This window comes from Achromobacter marplatensis (assembly GCF_049060505.1).
In the GTDB taxonomy this organism is placed as follows: domain Bacteria; phylum Pseudomonadota; class Gammaproteobacteria; order Burkholderiales; family Burkholderiaceae_B; genus Achromobacter; species Achromobacter marplatensis_A.
Genome location: NZ_JBMGRB010000009.1, coordinates 126,902 through 144,813, shown reverse-complemented (window position 1 = coordinate 144,813; position 17,912 = coordinate 126,902). Strand labels below are relative to the sequence as shown.

Annotated in this window: 15 protein-coding genes; 9 read left to right on the top strand and 6 right to left on the bottom strand. The window is 66.8% G+C overall.

Annotated features, from left to right (window positions below; translation table 11 throughout):
• Nucleotides 1-77: 77 nt before the first annotated feature.
• Nucleotides 78-701 carry a glutathione S-transferase family protein gene (locus ACI0FO_RS21845; protein ID WP_416030080.1) on the top strand — a complete coding sequence of 208 codons (624 nt, stop codon included), beginning with the start codon at nt 78-80 and terminating at the stop codon, nt 699-701.
• A 46-nt stretch (nt 702-747) separates the two neighbouring features.
• Here the strand turns inward: ACI0FO_RS21845 and sodC are convergent, their stop codons facing one another.
• The 5 genes from sodC to ACI0FO_RS21820 all read right to left on the bottom strand — a co-directional run bounded on the left by sodC (nt 748) and on the right by ACI0FO_RS21820 (nt 6,343).
• The gene (gene sodC / locus ACI0FO_RS21840; RefSeq protein WP_416030078.1) at nt 748-1,272 is read right to left on the bottom strand and encodes a superoxide dismutase [Cu-Zn] SodC; all 525 of its coding nucleotides are present in this window, start codon (nt 1,270-1,272) and stop codon (nt 748-750) included.
• A 147-nt stretch (nt 1,273-1,419) separates the two neighbouring features.
• Entirely contained in the window at nt 1,420-2,748 is a 1,329-nt protein-coding gene (locus tag ACI0FO_RS21835; RefSeq protein WP_416030076.1) for a DUF445 domain-containing protein, read from the bottom strand.
• Nucleotides 2,749-2,791: 43 nt separating this feature from the next.
• Nucleotides 2,792-4,138: a cation:proton antiporter gene (locus ACI0FO_RS21830; protein WP_416030074.1), complete on the bottom strand. Its 1,347-nt coding sequence runs from the start codon at nt 4,136-4,138 to the stop codon at nt 2,792-2,794.
• A 3-nt stretch (nt 4,139-4,141) separates the two neighbouring features.
• The gene (locus tag ACI0FO_RS21825; protein WP_416030072.1) at nt 4,142-5,359 is read right to left on the bottom strand and encodes an AI-2E family transporter; all 1,218 of its coding nucleotides are present in this window, start codon (nt 5,357-5,359) and stop codon (nt 4,142-4,144) included.
• Nucleotides 5,360-5,413: 54 nt separating this feature from the next.
• Complete coding sequence (locus ACI0FO_RS21820; protein ID WP_416030071.1) at nt 5,414-6,343, bottom strand: LysR family transcriptional regulator; 930 nt, start codon at nt 6,341-6,343, stop codon at nt 5,414-5,416.
• Between the two features lie 164 nt (nt 6,344-6,507).
• On the opposite strand from ACI0FO_RS21820, the gene ACI0FO_RS21815 reads away from it, so the two are divergent.
• The 7 genes from ACI0FO_RS21815 (at nt 6,508) to ACI0FO_RS21785 (ending at nt 16,073) form a co-directional block, all read left to right on the top strand.
• Entirely contained in the window at nt 6,508-8,631 is a 2,124-nt protein-coding gene (locus tag ACI0FO_RS21815) for a 3-hydroxyacyl-CoA dehydrogenase NAD-binding domain-containing protein (RefSeq protein ID WP_416030069.1), read from the top strand.
• A 54-nt stretch (nt 8,632-8,685) separates the two neighbouring features.
• Nucleotides 8,686-9,867, top strand: a complete 1,182-nt coding sequence (locus tag ACI0FO_RS21810) for an acetyl-CoA C-acyltransferase (protein WP_416030068.1) — start codon at nt 8,686-8,688, stop codon at nt 9,865-9,867.
• A gap of 8 nt (nt 9,868-9,875) precedes the next feature.
• Nucleotides 9,876-11,072, top strand: coding sequence for an acyl-CoA dehydrogenase family protein (locus ACI0FO_RS21805; protein ID WP_416030066.1), 1,197 nt, complete (start codon nt 9,876-9,878; stop codon nt 11,070-11,072).
• 9 nt (nt 11,073-11,081) lie between these two features.
• Entirely contained in the window at nt 11,082-12,215 is a 1,134-nt protein-coding gene (locus tag ACI0FO_RS21800; protein WP_416030064.1) for an acyl-CoA dehydrogenase family protein, read from the top strand.
• A 17-nt stretch (nt 12,216-12,232) separates the two neighbouring features.
• A complete protein-coding gene (locus ACI0FO_RS21795; protein WP_416030063.1) occupies nt 12,233-14,164 on the top strand; it encodes an acyl-CoA synthetase in 1,932 nt (643 codons plus the stop codon).
• A gap of 55 nt (nt 14,165-14,219) precedes the next feature.
• Nucleotides 14,220-15,206 carry a tripartite tricarboxylate transporter substrate binding protein gene (locus ACI0FO_RS21790; protein ID WP_416030062.1) on the top strand — a complete coding sequence of 329 codons (987 nt, stop codon included), beginning with the start codon at nt 14,220-14,222 and terminating at the stop codon, nt 15,204-15,206.
• 180 nt (nt 15,207-15,386) lie between these two features.
• Nucleotides 15,387-16,073, top strand: coding sequence for a GntR family transcriptional regulator (locus ACI0FO_RS21785; RefSeq protein ID WP_416030060.1), 687 nt, complete (start codon nt 15,387-15,389; stop codon nt 16,071-16,073).
• Here the strand turns inward: ACI0FO_RS21785 and ACI0FO_RS21780 are convergent.
• Complete coding sequence (locus ACI0FO_RS21780; protein ID WP_416030059.1) at nt 16,070-16,318, bottom strand: hypothetical protein; 249 nt, start codon at nt 16,316-16,318, stop codon at nt 16,070-16,072. The genes ACI0FO_RS21785 and ACI0FO_RS21780 overlap by 4 nt on opposite strands.
• A 40-nt stretch (nt 16,319-16,358) precedes the next feature.
• Between ACI0FO_RS21780 and ACI0FO_RS21775 the strand changes: the two genes are divergently transcribed.
• Nucleotides 16,359-17,879: an MFS transporter gene (locus ACI0FO_RS21775; protein WP_416030058.1), complete on the top strand. Its 1,521-nt coding sequence runs from the start codon at nt 16,359-16,361 to the stop codon at nt 17,877-17,879.
• Nucleotides 17,880-17,912 lie beyond the last annotated feature (33 nt).

Genomic DNA, 17,912 nt, shown 5'->3' with positions numbered 1-17,912 from the left:
ACGCGGATCTGTATCTGGCGAACGGTCTGGGCGGCCGCTAGACTGCCCGGATTCCTTCACACCGGCCAGGCGGCAAGATGCTGAAAATATTGGGTAAAGCGTCGTCCATCAACGTGCGCAAGGTGCTTTGGACTTGCGTTGAACTAAACCTGCCCTTCACCCGTGAAGATTGGGGCACGGGCTTTCAGCCGACCAGCGATCCGCGATTCCTCGCGCTGAACCCCAATGCCATGGTGCCCGTGATCCAGGACGGCGATTTCGTGCTGTGGGAATCCAACAGCATCATCCGATACCTGGCCGCGCAATACGGCGGGCAGCACTTGTATCCCGCCGAACCCCGGCTGCGCGCCCGCGTGGATCAATGGATGGATTGGCAGGCGACCGATCTGAATCGGTCTTGGAGCTACGCCTTCATGGCGCTGGCGCGGCAATCACCCGACCACCGCGACGTGGCCCGTATCCAGGCGTCGTGCCAGGACTGGGCCCGCTTCATGGGCATTCTGGAACAGCAATTGGCGCAGACCGGTGCCCATGTGGCGGGCGATGCGTTTTCGCTGGCGGACATTCCCGTGGGGCTATCAGTGAACCGGTGGTTCGCCACGCCTTTCGACAAGCCCGCCCTGCCGGCAGTGGCCGCCTATTACGACCGGCTGGCCGGCCGGGAAGGCTACCGCCAGCACGGCCGCAACGGCACGGCCTGAACGGCAGCCGCCGTCACGACGGCCGCACTCCCGGCACGTTCCCTGGCTACTTCACCACGCCGCAAACCAGACGGCCGCCTCCGCCGCCCAGCGGCGCGGGCGTGTCGCTGTAGTTGTCGCCGCCCACATGCACCATGACCGCGCGCGCCTTCACGTCGGCCAACTTCAAGTGGGGCGCCACGACCGCTTTCTTCGCGGTGCCATCGGCGGCCACCACGATGAAAGGCAGGTCGCCCTGATGGCCATCGGTCGCCATCGGGCCTTTGTGGGCCTTGGTGCCTTTCGGGTCCAGATGGCCGCCGGCCGCGCCGCCGGGCGCCGTCTGACCGTTCACCGGACCCGGCATGCACGAACCTTTTTCATGAACGTGAAAGCCATGTTCGCCCGGAGGCAGGCCCGTCAAGTTGGGCGTGATCTCCAAGCCGCCTTTGGTGTCCTTCAGCGAAATCGTGCCGGCGCTCTTGCCTAGGCCGTCGGCGGTCAGGAACGACATCGAGACGTCTTCGGCCAGCGCCGCGCCCGAGGCGCCCGCCAGTGCCAACGCCGCGACAAGCATCGAGATTTTCTTCATGAAGTGCCTCCTGGAATCATGCACGCGAAGTGCGGGTGCCCGGCACGGCGCGGACGGCGCCGGCCACGCCTGGGCGCCAATGACAATAGCACCGGCGCCGCCCGGCCGGCCAGCAATCTTCATTCCTGATACAAGCGATCAGGCTTGTTAACGATTGACCAGCAGCACCAGTGCGTGCAGCGCCACGCCGATCAGCCCGCCGACCAAGGTGCCGTTGAAGCGGATGTACTGTAGATCGCGTCCCACGCTCAGTTCCAGCTCGTCAACCAGGTGGCGCTCGTCCCAGTGCTTCACGGTGCGCGAAATATGCTCCGTCACGCCGACGCGCAGACGGCCGGTCAGGCGGCGGGCGCTGCCAAGAACGTGATTGTTGATGGCGTCGCGCAGCCCGGGGTCTTCACCCAGTTTGCGGCCCAGCGCCAGCAAGGCGCTTTCCAGATGGCGGGCCAGCGCCGAATCCGCGTCCGACAGGTCGCGCCGCAACGCCGCGTGGATGTCGTCCCACAGACCCTGCACGTACTCCTGCACTTTGGGATGGTCGATGGCCCGCTGCTTCAGGTCTTCAACCTGCGCGGACAGCGCCGGGTCGGACTTCAGCCGCTCGATGTAGTTCAACACCCAGGCCTCGTAGTCGCGCCTGACGGGATGGTCCGGTTCGGAAAGCACGTCGCGCACCTCTTGCACCAGCGCCAGGGCCAGGCGGTCGGCCAGATTGTCGGCAATGCCGTCCACCGACTTGACGACGTCGACCGCGGCGATGATGCGCGGCCATTCCTTCCGGGCAAACTTCACCAGCAGCGTCGACGCGCGTTCCTTTACGTCGTCTTCGCCCAGGTAGCCGCCCAGCCGCTCCATGGCCGCATCCAGCAGTTCCTGATGGCGCCCGTCGCGGGTCAAGAGACCCAGGATCTCGCCCACCGTTCCCGCCGCGTCCCAGCGGCGCAGGTTCTTCACCACGAATTCCTGGATCACACCGCGCACGGCCTGGTCGTCCAGCAGGTCCAGCGTCTGCAAGGCCACCCGGCGGGCGCCATCGCTCAGCGCATGCGCCTGACGCGGCCGCACCAGCCAACGGGACAAGCGCGCTGCGGGATCAAACACCCGCAGCTTCTCCATCAAGGTGTCCGGGTCCAGGAAATGGTCGCGGACGAATACGGCCAGGTTGTCGCCGATGCGGTCTTTGTTGCTGGGGATGATGGCGGTGTGCGGGATCGGCAGGCCCATCGGCCGCCGAAACAGCGCCACCACCGCGAACCAGTCCGCCAGTGCGCCTACCGTGGCCGCTTCGCAGAATGCCCGCACCCATGCCCACACGCCCTGCCCGCCCATCACGTGGCTGGTGATGAAGCCACTGATCATGGCAACCAGCAAGGCCAGCGCGGCAAGTTTCATACGCCGCAATTGCGTGCGGCGCGCATCGGACGCCAAGGCGGAATGAGGGGCTGACGGCGTCGGGGATCGGGACGTATCGGGCATAGGGTTTCCGTCGAAGCAAGGCGTCAGCATACCAACCCCAGGTCTATAGCGGCCGCGATGTCTTGCTGCGGCGCATTCGCGCCGACAGCCGCGCCGCGTACCACCCCATCAAAGGCGAGGCCGATATGCCATGCATGAACACGGACCCGACGATGGCGGCCAGTAAGAGCGGCGCCAACGCTTTGGCCACCCCATCGGGCGCCTGCTCCACCGCCAACAGCAGATAGTAGAACGTGCCAACGCCGCGAATGCCCAGCCAGCTTGCCAGCCAACGCTGCCGCCTATCCAGCGTAGAGCCGGCCAGCGCCAGCATGACGCTGGCCGGCCGCACCACCACGAAGAGCACGGCAGCCACCAGCAGCGGCGTCCAACCCAGCAGTTCGCGCCAATGCGCCGACACCACGCAACCGATGATCAGCATCAGCGCCAACTCCGCGAACCGTTCCAGCCCCACCGACGTCGCCATCATCGATTCGGCCAGTTGCGCATGCGCCAGACGCGGATCCTGTTCGCTTGCTTCTTGTTCGGCCAGCGTCACTTCCTGCAAGGCATCCCGGGGCGTGCGCGCGCTGCCGGTGGCGCGCAATTCCTGCTGGCGCAAGGCCACCCCGGCACAGAAGACCGCAAGAAAGCCGTAGCCGTGGGCGAGCACGGTCGCCCCGTAGCACAGCGCCATCAAGCCCAGCGCCAGGAATTCGTCCAGCCCCAAGGCGTTGCCGTAACGGATCCGTAGCAGGGCGATCAGCCGTTCGCCCAACGTGCCCATCAACCAGCCGATCGCCACCGCCCCGGCCACGCCCCAGACCAGCGCGGCCGCCAGCGGCCAAGGCTGCGCCAGCCCCGTCGGGCCCGCGTTGCATAACGCGATGCCCAGAACCACGAAGGGAAACGCCGCCCCGTCATTGGCGCCGCCTTCGCCCGACAAGGCAAAGCGCAGCGGCTCGTCATCGCCCGCCTCGCGCGGTCGCAGTTCATTGGCCAGCACCGGGTCCGTCGGCGCCAACGCCGCCGCCATGATCAGCGCCGCGCCCATATCCAGCCCCAAGACACCCAGCCCGAACGCCATCATCAATCCGATGGTGAGCAACATGGCCGGCGCGGCCAGACGCAACGGCAGGCGCCACAACGCGTGTCCGCACGCCACGCGCAAATGCATGCCCACGGCGAACAGCGACACGGGCAATGCCGCCTCGGCCGCCAGCCGCAACAAGTGACTATCGCCGTACAGGTCCAGGTTCAGCAGACCCAACCCCGCCGGGCCGATCAGGAAGCCCACCCCCAAGTACACCATCGCCCCGGTCATGGGCAGCGCGTCGATCATCCGCTTTGACACGGCCATCAACACGAACAACGCGCCCATCAGCAGAAACCAGACCGCTTCGATATTCATACCTTATTCGCCCAGGAACTCCGACACGGCCTCCAGCCCTTCGACGTGGTCCGCGACCACCTTGGCGATGAAGGCAAGCGGCACCGACAACAGCGTCCCCCACACGCCCCACAGCCACGTGAACAACAACAGCAGCATGAACACCGCCACGGCGTTCATCTTGGCGATGCGGCCCGACATCCACGTCGTGACCACCACGCCGATCAACAGCGCGATAGCTACCGAACTGCCGGCCACCGCCAGCGCCGGGCCGATCTCGCCAAATTGGATAAGCGCCGCGATGCCTGTCCCTACCGCCGTCAGCAACGGACCGAAGTAAGGGATGATGTGCAAGGCGCCGGCCACCACCGCCCAGGTCGCCGCGTTTTCCAGCCCCAGCAGGCGGAATGCGACCCACGACATCAGGCCCAATGCCAGATTCGTCACCAGCATCATTGCCATGTACCGGTGAATGGCGCTGTTTATCTGGTCCAGCATGTGCACGCTGATCTTCTTCTGCGACAAGGTCTTTCCCGCCACCTTCACGAATTTGCGCTTGAAGGCATTGCCGGACAGCAGCAGGAAGAACACCAGAAAGGCGCTCATCGTCGCCTGCCCGATAAAGGCGGCCACGCCCTTTGAACCCCACAACAGGAAATCGCTGAGGCCGGAATCGGACTTGGCCACGACCACTTGCCGGCCGGGCACGATCCCTCCGTTGTCCTGCAGCACGCTGACCGCGCCTTTCAGTTTTTCAAAGAAGGAACCGTCACCGCTGGACACGCCGGCCAAAATACGCGACAGCTTGCCGGAAATCTCCGGCAGCGCCTGCACGATGGAGGCCACCTGATCCTGCGTGACGTAGGCCAGGCCGGCCAGCCCGGTGGCGATCGCGAACATCAGGATCAGAATCCCGACCACGCGCGGCACGCGGGCGCGCGCCAACAGGCTCACGATGGGGTCCAGCGCATAGGCGATGACAATCGCCATCACCACGGGAACGATGAATTCCTGCGCAAGCTTTAGCGTGAACAGCACGGCCAGCACGGTCAAGGTGGTCAGACATGCCCCGCGCGCCCACACATACGGCGTATCCGGCGGCGAATCCGGGATCAACCCGGCGTCCTGGGCCGTCACCTTATCGGGGGCAGCAGGGGCAGCAGCGTCCGCGGCGGCGGCGTCCGTTGGTTCCGCCCGCTCCGCCGCGTCCGGCGCCCCCTGCACCGGTGTCGTAATCTCCATCTTGCCCCCGCATTCGCTAATGGACCGGGGACAGCAAGTCTCGTGCCTGACGGGTCAGCCGGCCGGCGCCAGCAGCCCCGGCTGGCCGTCGTGGCCCCGCTGGGCCCGTTCCAGGATGAACTCGATCAACATGGAGATTGCCCGGGGATGGTGCCGGTTCGGCATATAGAGCATGTACATGCCGCGGCCAAAGATGCTCAGCCGCCATTCGGTCAACGCCGCCAGCAGGTCGCCGCGGGCGATATCCTCGTGCACCACGTAGTCGGGCACGACGCCCACCCCCAGCCCCGCACGGATCGCGTCGCGCAGGAATGCGTAATTGCGTGATATCACGGTGGGTTCCAGCACCACCTGTTGACGCGGTTCGCCGCCGTAGTAGGCCGATAGCCGCAGCGGCCGCCCAATGACCGCCGCGCTGATCACCGGCGTGCCCGCCAGATCCTCCGGGCGCCGCGGCAAGCCACGGGAGTCAGCGTAGGCCTTGGACGCGCATGCCATATAGCGGACTTTGCCCAATTCGCGCGCCACCAGATTTTGCGGCGGCTCCGACATGATGCGCACCGCGATATCGACTTCATCGCGCAACAGATCGTCCACGCTGTTCTCGAACAGCACGTCCAGCACGATGTCCGGATACGCCTGCTTGAATTCCAGCAGCCACGGCGTCATCACGAACTGCCCATAGCCGCTGGGCACGCTCAGGCGCACTTTGCCTTGCGGCGTCTTGCCCAGCGTTTCAACGGACTCGCGGGCGGCCACCAGTTCGTCCTGGATGCTGCGGCCATGCTGATACAGCTTCAGGCCGATTTCGGTCGCTTCAACGTGGCGCGTGGTGCGCCGCACCAGTTGCATGCCCACCGAACGCTCTAACTGGTTCAGGTGATAGCTGACGTTGGCGCGCGTCATTTTCAGGCGGCGCGCGGCCTCGCTAAGGTTGCCGGCGTCCAGGATTTCAACCAGCAATGTCAGAGATTTGGTGTCCATAGCAGCTCCTTCCCCGTCATTGTCAAATTTTATTATCCGCCATGTCAATTCCAGATGCCATTGTCAAGACATCTTTACTGGGAAAGAATAAGGAGATAAGAGACGAGCCGTTCCTGGCCCGCCAGGCGCCGCCACGGCGGACGCCCCACTGGAGACAAGGTCCCATGACGGACAAGAGCCCTGCCGGCGCTGCCCACGCGCGCCGCGACGAAGACATCCTGGTCATCACGCTGGATCACCCCCCGGTCAATGCGCTTAGCGCCGATGTGCGCCGCGATCTCGCGGCCGGCATCCAGGCCGCCCAGTCCGATGCGCAGGTGCGCGCCATCCTGCTGGTGGGCGCAGGCAAGAATTTCATCGCCGGCGCCGACATCCGTGAATTCGGCAAGCCGCCCAAGCCGCCCGCCCTGCCAGACGTGTGCAACCAGATTGAAGCCAGCGCCAAGCCCGTGGTGGCCGTGCTGCACGGCGCGGCCCTGGGCGGCGGACTGGAAGTGGCGTTGGCCGCGCATTACCGGCTGGCCCTGCCCACCGCCAAGCTGGGCCTGCCGGAAGTGAATCTGGGCCTGCTGCCGGGCGCGGGCGGCACGCAGCGCACGCCCCGCCTGATCGGTGCCCGCGCGGCGCTGGATCTGATGCTGTCGGGCAAGCACTTGTCCGCCGACGCCGCCTTGAAGGCCGGCTTGGTCGACGTTATCGGCGAAGGTGAAGACGCCTTGACTGCGGGGCTGGCCTACACCCGACAGTTGCTGGCCGAGGGCGCCGGCCCCCGCCGCAGCCGCGATGCCACCGCCGCGCTGGCCGACAAGGCCGCGGCATTGGCGGAAGCGTCCGCCGCCGCCGAGCAGGTCGCCAAGACCTTGCGCGGCCTTTACTCGCCCGCGAAGATCGTCGAAGCCGTGCGCGCGGCCATCGAACAACCTTTCGACGAGGGCCTGCGCACCGAACGCGCCCTGTTCCTGCAATGCCTGGAAAGCCCGCAGCGGGCCGGCCTGGTGCATGCTTTTTTTGCCGAACGCGAGACCACCAAGATCCCTGAACTGAAAGAAGCACGCGCCCGCCGGCTGGAGAAGATCGGCGTGGTGGGCGGCGGCACGATGGGCGCGGGCATTGCCGTGTCCGTGTTGGACGCCGGCCTGCCCGTCGTGATGGTCGAACAGGACGAAGCGGCGCTGGAACGCGGCCGCGCGCGCGTGGCCCAGGTCTACGACCTGCTGGTCAAGAAAGGCCGCATCACTATCGGCGAACGCGACGGCCGGATGGCGCGTTTCACGGGCGCGACCACGTATGACGCGCTGAACGACGCCGACCTGATCATCGAAGCCGTGTTCGAGGACATGGACGTCAAGCTTGCCGTCTTCGCGCAGCTGGACCGCGTGGCCAAGCCGGGCGCCGTGCTGGCCACGAACACCTCTTACCTGGACGTGAACCGCATCGCCTCCGCCACGCGCGTGCCGGGCAACGTCCTGGGGCTGCACTTCTTTTCCCCCGCCAACATCATGAAGCTGCTGGAAATCGTGGTCGGCGAACACACTGCCGCCGACACGGTGGCCACCGGGTTCGATCTGGCGCGGCGCCTGCGAAAAACACCCGTGCGCGCTGGCGTATGCGATGGCTTCATCGGCAACCGGATCCTGGCCGTGCACCGCCAGGCGGCGGACATGATGATGGAAGACGGCGCATCGCCTTATGACATCGACGCCGCGGTGCGCGAATTCGGCTACCCGATGGGTCCCTACCAAATGGCGGACCTGGCCGGCGGCGATATCGGCTGGGCCACCCGCAAGCGCCGCGCCGCCACGCGCGATCCGGCGCTGCGCTATGTGCAGATTCCCGACCGCCTATGCGAACGCGGCTGGTTCGGCCAGAAGACGGGGCGCGGCTTCTACCTGTATGCCGACGGCGCGCGCGTCGGCGCGCCCGACCCGGAAGTGCTGGCCATCATCGATGAAGAACGCCGCCGCGCCGGCGTTACGCCGCGCCCGTTCACGCACGAAGACATCCAGCGCCGCTATTTGGCCGCGATGATCAACGAAGCGGCCAATGTGCTGCACCAGGGCATTGCGCTGCGCCCCTCCGACGTGGACGTGGTGTTTTTGTCCGGCTACGGCTTCCCGCGCTACCGCGGCGGCCCCTTGCATTACGCCGACAGCGTGGGCGTGGACCAGGTGTTGGCCGACATCCGCAGCTACGCCCGCGAAGACCCCGCATTCTGGAAGCCGTCGCCGCTGCTCGTGCAGTTGGCCGAGTCCGGCCGCAACTTCGCCAGCCTCAACCAGGCGGACTGATCCGCGGACGCCGCTTTCCCAGTTTCGATCCGACCCTATCCCACAGGACATCCCATGCGCGAAGCCGTTATCGTCTCTACCGCCCGCACCCCCATCACCAAGGCGGGGCGCGGTGAATTCAACCTGATCGCCGGCCCCACGCTGGCCGCCCACGCGGTGCGCGCCGCCGTCGACCGCGCCGGCATCGACCCCGCCCTGATCGAAGACGCCTTCATCGGCTGCGGCTACCCCGAAGGCGCCACCGGCCGCAACATCGGCCGCCAGGCCGTAATCCGCGCGGGCTTGCCCGTGAGCGTCGGCGGCGCCACCGTCAACCGCTATTGCGCCTCCGGCCTGCAAGCCATCGCCTCGGCCGCCGGGCGCATCGTGATGGACGGCGCGCCCGCCGCGATCGCCGGCGGCGTGGAGTTGGTGTCGCAGATCCGCACCCGCGACGATGGCGTCAGCGGCATGGACCCCTGGATCGTGGCCAACAAGCCCGCGCTCTACCTGCCCATGATTGAAACGGCGGACATCGTGGCGGCCCGCTATGGCATCAGCCGCGAAGCCCAGGACCGCTTTGCCGCGCAAAGCCAGGCGCGCACCGAAACCGCCCAAGCCGCTGGCCGCTACCGCGAAGAGATCATCGCCGTCACCACCACCATGTCCGTCACCGACCGCGCCACCGGCGCCGTCAGCGAACGCGAAGTGACGGTGGACAAGGACACCTGCAACCGCCCCGGCACTACCTATGAAGCCCTGGCCGGACTTGCGCCGGTGCGCGGCGACGGCCAGTTCGTTACCGCCGGCAACGCATCGCAGCTGTCCGACGGCGCGGCGGCCTGCGTGCTGATGGAAGCGGGCGACGCGCAGCGCGCCGGCATCCGCCCCCTGGGCGCCTTCCGCGGCCTGGCCATCGCCGGTTGCGAACCCGACGAAATGGGCATCGGCCCCGTCTATGCCGTGCCCAAGCTGCTGGCGCGCCACGGGCTGAAGGTGCAGGACATCGATCTGTGGGAACTGAACGAAGCCTTCGCCTCGCAAGCGCTGTACTGCCAGGAAAAACTGGGCATCCCGATGGACCGCCTGAACGTGGACGGCGGCTCCATCGCGCTTGGCCACCCCTTCGGCGTCACCGGCGCGCGGCTGGCCGGCCATGTGCTGATCGAAGGCCGCCGTCGCGGCGCCCGCTATGCCGTCGTCACGATGTGCATCGGCGGCGGCATGGGCGCGGCTGGCCTGTTTGAAATCTATTAAGGACCGACATGGACCTGGAATTCACCCCCGAAGAAAACGCCTTCCGCGACGACGTGCGCGCGTTCCTGGCAGCCAGGCTGCCCCGGCGCCTGTCCGACAAGGTCGGGCAGGGAAAACTGCTGACGCGCGCCGACATGGTCGAATGGCACGCGATCCTGAACCAGCAAGGCTGGCTGGCCAGCCACTGGCCGGTCGAATACGGCGGCACCGGCTGGAGCGCCACCCAGAAGTTCATCTTCGACAATGAATGCGCGTTGGCGGCGGCGCCCCGCATCGTGCCCTTCGGGCTAAGCATGCTGGGCCCGGTGCTGATCAAGTACGGCAGCGACGCGCAGCGCCGCTACTGGCTGCCACGCATCCTGGACGGCAGCGACTGGTGGTGCCAGGGCTACTCCGAACCCGGCGCGGGCTCGGACCTGGCGTCCGTCAAGACGACCGCCGTCCGCGACGGCGACAGCTACATCGTCAACGGCCAGAAAACCTGGACCACGTTGGGCCAGTACGCCAACATGATCTTCTGCCTGGTGCGCACCTCGCAAGAAGGCCGGCGCCAGGAAGGCATCAGCTTCCTGCTCATCGACATGAACAGCCCCGGCGTGGAAGTGCGCCCCATCATCACGCTGGACGGCGAACACGAAGTCAACGAAGTGTTCTTCTCGGACGTGCGCGTGCCGGTCGAAAACCTGGTGGGCGAAGAGAACCGCGGCTGGACCTGCGCCAAGTACCTGCTGACCTACGAACGCACCAACATCGCCGGCGTGGGCCAATCGACCGCCGCGCTCGCGCGCCTGAAAGCCCTGGCCGCGCGGCAAAAGAAGCACGGCCGCCCGCTGGCCGAAGACCCGGATTTCGCGGCGCGCCTGGCGCGCGTCGAAATCGAACTGGCCAATATGCGCACCACCAACCTGCGCGTCGTGGCAGCCGTGGCCGGCGGCGGCGCGCCGGGCGCCGAGAGCTCCATGTTGAAGATCCGCGGCACGCAGATCCGGCAAGAAATCACGGCGTTGAACCGACGCGCCATGGGCCCTTACGCGCGCCCCTTCGTGCCCGAGGCGTTGCATGACGGCTACGACGCGCCGCCCATCGGCCCGGAAGGCGCGGACAGCGCAGCGGCGCAGTACTTCAACAACCGCAAGCTGTCGATCTTCGGCGGCTCCAATGAAATTCAGAAGAACATCATCTCGAAGATGATCCTGGGACTGTAAGGGCCGGCCATGAACTTTGAACACACCGAAGACCGGCGCATGCTTTCCGACATGCTGCGCCGCTTTGTCACCGAGCAATACGACTTCGTCACCCGCGAACGGCACGCGCAATCGCCGCAGGGCTACAGCGTGGATTTCTGGCGCCGTTACGCCGAACTAGGCGCCATTGGCGCGTTGTTCGCCGAAGCCGACGGCGGCCTGGGCGGGGCGGGATTCGATATCTCGGTGGTCTTTGAAGCGCTGGGCCGCGGCCTGGTCGTGGAACCCTTCCTGGACGCGCTGATGGTGGGCAGCGCCATCGCCGCAGCCGGCACGCCGGCGCAACGCGAGGCCCTGGACGGCCTGATCGCGGGCGCCATCACCGCCGCGCTGGCCCACGCCGAACCGGAATCCGGCTATGACTTGGCGCAAGTGCGCACCCGCGCCGAACGCACGGCCGACGGCTGGGTGCTCAATGGCGCCAAGGCGGTCGTGACCGCGGGCGAACACGCTGACCTGTTCCTGGTATCGGCCCGCACGGCGGGCTCGGACGACGACGTCGCCGGCATCAGCCTGTTCCTGGTCAGCGCCGGCACCCCCGGCATCACGGTGCGCGGCTATGGCCTGATCGACGGCGGACGCGCGGCTGATGTCAGCCTGGACAACGTTCAACTCGCCCCCGAGGCGCTGCTGGGCGACGCCGGCGCGGGCCATGCGCTGCTGGAACGCGCCACGGGACGCGGCATTCTGGCCCTGTGCGCGGAAGCCGTGGGCGCCATGGAATGCGCCCGCGACGCCACCCTGGAATACCTGCGCACGCGCCGCCAGTTCGGCACGCCCATCGGCAGCTTCCAGGCGCTACAGCACCGCATGGCGGATGTGCTGCTGGAAATCGAGCAGGCGCGCTCGGCCGTGATCAATGCCGCCGCCGCGCTCGACCACCCTGACCGCGTCACCCGCGAACGCGCGTTGTCGGCCGCCAAGTACACCATCGGCCGCATCGGCACGCTGGTGGCTGAAGAGAGCATCCAATTGCATGGCGGTATCGGCATGACCTGGGAACTGCCGCTGGCGCATTACGCCAAGCGTTTGGTCATGATCGACCACCAGTTGGGCGACGAAGACCATCACCTGCGCCGCTATATCGCGCTGGGACAGGCTTGAACCGAGGACGCCAGGACATGACGCAGGCCCCTACCGCCCCGCCCTTGTCGCGCCCCTTCGCGGCGCCCTTCCTCGTGCGTACCGCCACCGACGTCCAACGGCTGCAAGCACGGCCGCTGGCCGAAACGCTGACGGTGCAAAGCACCTACGAGATCTTCCGCAATTCGGCCGCGGCCTTCGGCGACAAGACGGCGTTGACCTTCCTTCGCACGGCCGACCCGGACGACGAGGCCATGCGCTGGAGCTATCGGGAACTGCTGGCCGGCATCCACCAAACCGCCAACCTGCTGCATGATTTGGGCGTGCGCGCGGGCGACACGGTCGGCGTGATGCTGCCCGGTTGCCTGGAATACCATCTGGCGCTGTGGGGCGGCGAGGCCGCCGGCATCGTCCAACCGCTGAATCCGCTGCTGACGGAAGACAAACTGGCGTCGCTAATGACGACGGCGCGCGCCAAAGTGCTGATCGCTTACGGCTCCGACGCGGAATGCGGCACGTGGTCCAAGGCCCTGCGGCTGTGCGAACGCGTCCCCACGCTGCAAACGCTGCTGCGCGTGGCGCCGCTGGACGAGCCAGTTTCCGCCCGCCCCGCCCTGCCCGACTATGCGCTGGACTTCAACGCCAACCGGTCGGCGCAGCCCGCCGACCGCCTGGTAAGCGAACGCGTGATCCGCGCCAGCGACGTCGCGGCGTACTTCCACACGGGCGGCACCACCGGCGCGCCCAAGCTCGCCATCCACACCCATGCCAACCAGGTCTTTACGGCCTGGGCCGCCGTGCAGTTGCAGAACGCCGGACCGGGCGATGTGGTCATCAACGGCTACCCGCTATTTCACGTTGCGGGCGTGCTGCCGGCTTCGCTGGCCGCGTTGTCGGCGGGCGTGGAAACCGTCATTCCCACCACGATGCTGCTACGCAACCGCGACGTGCTGCGCAACTACTGGCGGCTGGTGGAAAAGCACCGCGCCACGTCACTGCAAGGCGTGCCGACCATCCTGGCCGCGCTGGCGGAGGTGCCGCTGGACGGCGCCGACATCTCGTCGTTGCGCTATTGCCGCACCGGCGCGGCACCGCTACCCGCAGAGCTTGCCGCGCGTTTCAAGCGTCTGTTCGGGCTGCACGTGAACGAAAGCCTGGGCATGACCGAAATGGCCGGCATTTCGTCCATCACGCCGCCGGGTTCGGAATTTCCCGTGAACTGCGTGGGATTCCCGTTGCCCTATGTGCAGGTGCGGATCGTTGGCCTGGACGACCCGTCGGGCCAGGCAGCGCGCGACCTGCCCACGGGCGTGGCAGGCATGGTGCTGTTCAAGGCGCCTAACGTGATCCCCGGCTTCCTTGACGCCGAAGACACCGCGCGGGCCTTCACCGAAGACGGCTGGCTGATCAGCGGCGACGTGGGTTTCATGGACGAGCAGGGCCGGCTGCATCTACAGGGCCGCGCCAAAGACCTGATCATCCGTGGCGGCCACAACATCGATCCCAAGACGATCGAAGACGCGCTGGCCACCCACCCCGCCGTGCAACTGTGCGCCGCCGTCGGGGCGCCGGACGCCTATGCGGGCGAATTGCCCGTGGCCTTCGTGACGCTTGCCGAGGGCGCCCAGGCCGCCGAAGCCGAGCTTGTCGCCTACGCCGCCGCGCATGTGGACGAGGGGCCGGCACGGCCCAAGCGCGTCATCGTGCTGGACGCCATGCCCATGACCAACGTGGGCAAGATATACAAACCCGATTTGCGCCGCCTGGCCACCGCCGTGTCGGTAGAGGCCGTGGTGGCGCGCACCCTGCAAGCGGCTGGCCTGACGGAAGACAGCAAGATCTTCCGCGTGCTGGCCGACGCGCAACCGGACGTCGCTGTCGAAGCGGCGCCCGACACGCCCGCGCCGCTGAAGGAGCAGTTGCGCGACGCCTTGTCGCGGCTACCGGTGAAAGTCGCCCTGCGCGACTGAACCGACGCCGACGCACGCCATCACAAGCCATAACAACATCACTGGAGACAACCCCATGCTAAAGAAGCCTCTGCGACGCGCCTGCCTGGGCGCCCTGCTGTTCGCCGCCGCTGGCGCCGCGCTGCCGCTTGCCGCCAGCGCGGAATCCGCGTTTCCCAGCAAACCCATCACGCTGATCGTGCCGTTCCCCGCCGGCGGCTCCACCGACCGCCACCTGCGCATCGTGGCGCAGGATGCCTCGAAGTACCTGGGGCAGCCGGTCATCGTCGAAAACCGTCCCGGCGCCGGCGGCACCCTGGGCCCTGCCACCATGGCCCGCACCGCCAAACCCGACGGCTACACAATCACGCTCTACACGCTGGCGATGCTGCGCATGCCCTACATGCAAAAAAGCAGCTGGGATCCCATCAACGACTTCAGCTTCATCATCGGCCTGTCGGGCTACACCTTCGGCTTCACGGTGCGTTCGGATTCGCCATACAAGACGTTTAACGAATATATCGAGGCCGCGCGCCAGAACCCCGGCAAGATCGATTACGGCTCCACCGGCATCGGTTCGTCGCCGCATCTGCTGATTGAAGAAATCGCCATCAACGCCAAGGTGAAGCTGAACCATGTGCCCTTCAAGGGCAATGCCGACATGCAGCAGGCGCTGCTGGGCGGCCACGTCATGGCGCAAAGCGACGCCACGGGCTGGGACCAGTTCGTGGATGCCGGCAAAATGCGGCTGCTGGTGACGTTCGGCGAAAAACGCACCACCCGCTGGCCCGATGTGCCTACGGCGCAAGAGCTGGGCTACAAGGTCGTGTCCACCTCGCCTTACGGCCTGGCCGGCCCCAAGGGCATGGACCCGGCGGTGGTGAAGACGCTGCACGACGCCTTCAAGAAGGCCTTGCTCGACCCCGCCAGCGTGGAAGTCATGAAGCAGCTGAACCAGCAACCGGCCTACCGCAATAGCCAGGACTACAAGGACTGGGCCCAGGCCACCTACATCAAGGAAAAAGACCTGATCGAATACCTGGGGCTGATGGCAAAGAACTAAAGCGCGGGGCGCGGCCGGGCCTGCCTGTCCCGGCCACCGTCCTTGCGGTCTGGCGGCATAACGGTTGCCGCGCAGGACGGTATGGCTTTTTTGTATGCAAAAAATGTCTGCCGTTCCTGTTCGGCTTTTTGATAGACTGGGTGCCCGATCGTTTTCCCCCGGCAGCCGTTGCCGCGCCCCATGCCCCAGGAAGTTCAGCCAGACCCCAGCGCCGACGACATCGCCCGCGAAGTAGCCGCCGCCATCGTGGCGCACAAGCTTCCGCCCGGCACCCGGCTGCGCGAAGAGGCGCTGGCGCGGGTCTACAAGGTCAGCCGCACCAAAATCCGCGCGGCGCTACTGATGCTGTCCAAAGACAAGCTGATCAATATCGTGCCCGACAAGGGCGCCTTCGTCAGCAAGCCGGACGCCAACGAGGCCCGCGAGGTCTACGCCGTGCGCCGCATCCTTGAAGCCGCCTTGGCCAAGCAATTCGTGGCCACCGCCACCGCTGCCGACTACCGCCGCATCGACGCCCACCTGGCCGAAGAGCGCCGCGCGCTGGAAAGCGGAGACGTGCAAAAGCGCAACCATTTACTGGGCCATTTCCATATCCTTCTGGCGGAAACCGTCGGCAATTCGGTGTTGACGGGCATGCTGCGCGAACTCTCCGCGCGCAGCGCCGTCATCACGGTGCTGTACCAAAGCTCGCACGACGCCAGTTGCTCGTCGCAAGAACACCATGCCTTCATCGAGGCCGCCCGCGCGGGCGACACCGAACGCGCCTGCGCGCTGATGGACGAACACCTGGAACACGTCCAGACGGCGCTGAACTTCACCGACGACGGCCAGCCCGGCAGCGACCTGGTCACCGCCTTGCTCAGCTAGGCCACGCCAGGTTCCCCCAGCAATTGGCCCATGCCGGCGATGCTATAGAAGCTGCCGGTGCGCCACACGGCCGGGCTCAAAACCACGTCGCCCACGCCTTCCCTCTGCATGACCAATTGTCGGCAGCGCGCCAGATCGCTGCGCGTCACCTCGGCCAACGCCGCCAGCGGATGCCCCGCCGCCACGAAAACGGCCTGCCCTACATACAGATGGATAATGCCTACCTCGAAAACCGGCGCTGTCATGTGGCAGCCCGGATTTCAGTTGCCTCACAGGAGTAGAACCATGCAGCGGATTCATTCCAACGCTGTCGCCACGGCCGGTCCCCGCCGTTGGCTGGTGTTGGCCATCGTGTCCATCGCCTTGCTGTTGATCGTGGTGGACATGACCGTGCTGTACACCGCCTTGCCCCGGCTCACGCATGACCTGGGCGTCAGCGCGTCGGCCAAATTGTGGATCGTGAACGTATATGCGTTGGTCGTGTCCGGCCTGCTGCTGGGCATGGGCACGCTGGGCGATCGCCTGGGACACAAGCGCCTGTTCATGATGGGCCTGGCCGTGTTCGGCGTGGCCTCGCTGGCCGCCGCTTACTCGCCCGCCGCCGCCGCGTTGATCGCGGCGCGCGTGCTGCTGGCGGTGGGCGCCGCCATGATGATGCCGGCCACGCTGTCCATCATCCGCCTCACCTTCGCCAACGAACGCGAACGCGCGGTCGCCATCGGTATCTGGGCCTCGGTCGCCTCGGGCGGCGCGGCGCTGGGCCCCGTCGTGGGCGGCGTGCTGCTGGAGCATTTCTGGTGGGGTTCGGTGTTCCTGATCAACGTGCCGATCGTGCTGCTGGCGCTGCCGCTGGCCTGGCGCTGCATTCCCGCCAGCCGGCCCAGCGCCGCGCGTCCCTGGGACCTGGCCGGTTCGTTGCAAGTCATGGCCGGGCTGATCCTTTGCGCCTATGCTTTGAAGGAACTGGGCAAGGCCACCACGTCCTGGCTGCACGCCGGCGTGGCGTGCGTCGCGGGCGTCGCGATGCTGACGGTGTTCGTGCGCCGCCAGCGCCGCCGCCCGTATCCGCTGATCGACTTCGCCATTTTCCGCAACGCCACGTTCAGCTCGGGCGTCGCTGCCGCGCTGTTCGCGGGCGCCGCCCTGTTCGGCATGGAACTGGTGTTCAGCCAGCGCCTGCAACTGGTGTTGGGCATGTCGCCGATCGAGGCCGCGCTCTACATCCTGCCGCTGCCCTTGGCCGCCTTCGTCGCGGGCCCGCTGGCGGGCTGGCTGCTGGCCTACATGCGCGGCCCCCGCCTGATGTTCCTGGCGCTGACCGTCTCGGGCGCCGGCATGGGCGGCTACCTGTTGAGCTATGACGGATCGTTCCTGGCGCAAATGGCCAGCCTGACCGTGCTGGGCGTGGGCATTGGCGCCACCATGACGGCGGCGTCCAGCTCCATCATGCAAAGCGCCACGCCGGAACGCGCAGGCATGGCGGCCTCGATCGAAGAGGTGTCATACGAACTGGGCGGCGCGCTGGGCGTGACGTTGATGGGTTCGATCCTGAGCGGCGTCTATGCGCAGACGCTGGACGTACCGGCGGGCGTGACACAGGCCGCAACCGTGCGCGACAGCCTGGACGATGCGCTGATGGTGGCAGAAGGCCTGCCGGCCGATCTGGCGGCGACCCTGACGCAGGTGGCCAAGTCCGCCTTCGATACCGGCTACGCGGTGGTGATTGCGACCGCCACGGTGATGCTGCTGGCGACCGCCGCCTTCGTGCTGCTGAACCGCACGCGCCGGCCACCGCAAACCGCATAGGCGTCTTCCGGCTGCCGGACGGCGCGCGCCAGG

What these genes read in the sequence shown, in the direction of transcription:
- ACI0FO_RS21785 (WP_416030060.1), top strand. Translation starts at nt 15,387, where the DNA reads ATGCCCCAGGAAGTTCAGCCAGACCCCAGCGCCGACGACATCGCCCGC.
- ACI0FO_RS21780 (WP_416030059.1), bottom strand. Translation starts at nt 16,318, where the DNA reads ATGACAGCGCCGGTTTTCGAGGTAGGCATTATCCATCTGTATGTAGGG.
- ACI0FO_RS21800 (WP_416030064.1), top strand. Translation starts at nt 11,082, where the DNA reads ATGAACTTTGAACACACCGAAGACCGGCGCATGCTTTCCGACATGCTG.
- ACI0FO_RS21815 (WP_416030069.1), top strand. Translation starts at nt 6,508, where the DNA reads ATGACGGACAAGAGCCCTGCCGGCGCTGCCCACGCGCGCCGCGACGAA.
- ACI0FO_RS21810 (WP_416030068.1), top strand. Translation starts at nt 8,686, where the DNA reads ATGCGCGAAGCCGTTATCGTCTCTACCGCCCGCACCCCCATCACCAAG.
- ACI0FO_RS21790 (WP_416030062.1), top strand. Translation starts at nt 14,220, where the DNA reads ATGCTAAAGAAGCCTCTGCGACGCGCCTGCCTGGGCGCCCTGCTGTTC.
- ACI0FO_RS21835 (WP_416030076.1), bottom strand. Translation starts at nt 2,748, where the DNA reads ATGCCCGATACGTCCCGATCCCCGACGCCGTCAGCCCCTCATTCCGCC.
- ACI0FO_RS21805 (WP_416030066.1), top strand. Translation starts at nt 9,876, where the DNA reads ATGGACCTGGAATTCACCCCCGAAGAAAACGCCTTCCGCGACGACGTG.
- ACI0FO_RS21825 (WP_416030072.1), bottom strand. Translation starts at nt 5,359, where the DNA reads ATGGAGATTACGACACCGGTGCAGGGGGCGCCGGACGCGGCGGAGCGG.
- ACI0FO_RS21830 (WP_416030074.1), bottom strand. Translation starts at nt 4,138, where the DNA reads ATGAATATCGAAGCGGTCTGGTTTCTGCTGATGGGCGCGTTGTTCGTG.
- ACI0FO_RS21845 (WP_416030080.1), top strand. Translation starts at nt 78, where the DNA reads ATGCTGAAAATATTGGGTAAAGCGTCGTCCATCAACGTGCGCAAGGTG.
- ACI0FO_RS21820 (WP_416030071.1), bottom strand. Translation starts at nt 6,343, where the DNA reads ATGGACACCAAATCTCTGACATTGCTGGTTGAAATCCTGGACGCCGGC.
- ACI0FO_RS21775 (WP_416030058.1), top strand. Translation starts at nt 16,359, where the DNA reads ATGCAGCGGATTCATTCCAACGCTGTCGCCACGGCCGGTCCCCGCCGT.
- ACI0FO_RS21795 (WP_416030063.1), top strand. Translation starts at nt 12,233, where the DNA reads ATGACGCAGGCCCCTACCGCCCCGCCCTTGTCGCGCCCCTTCGCGGCG.
- sodC (WP_416030078.1), bottom strand. Translation starts at nt 1,272, where the DNA reads ATGAAGAAAATCTCGATGCTTGTCGCGGCGTTGGCACTGGCGGGCGCC.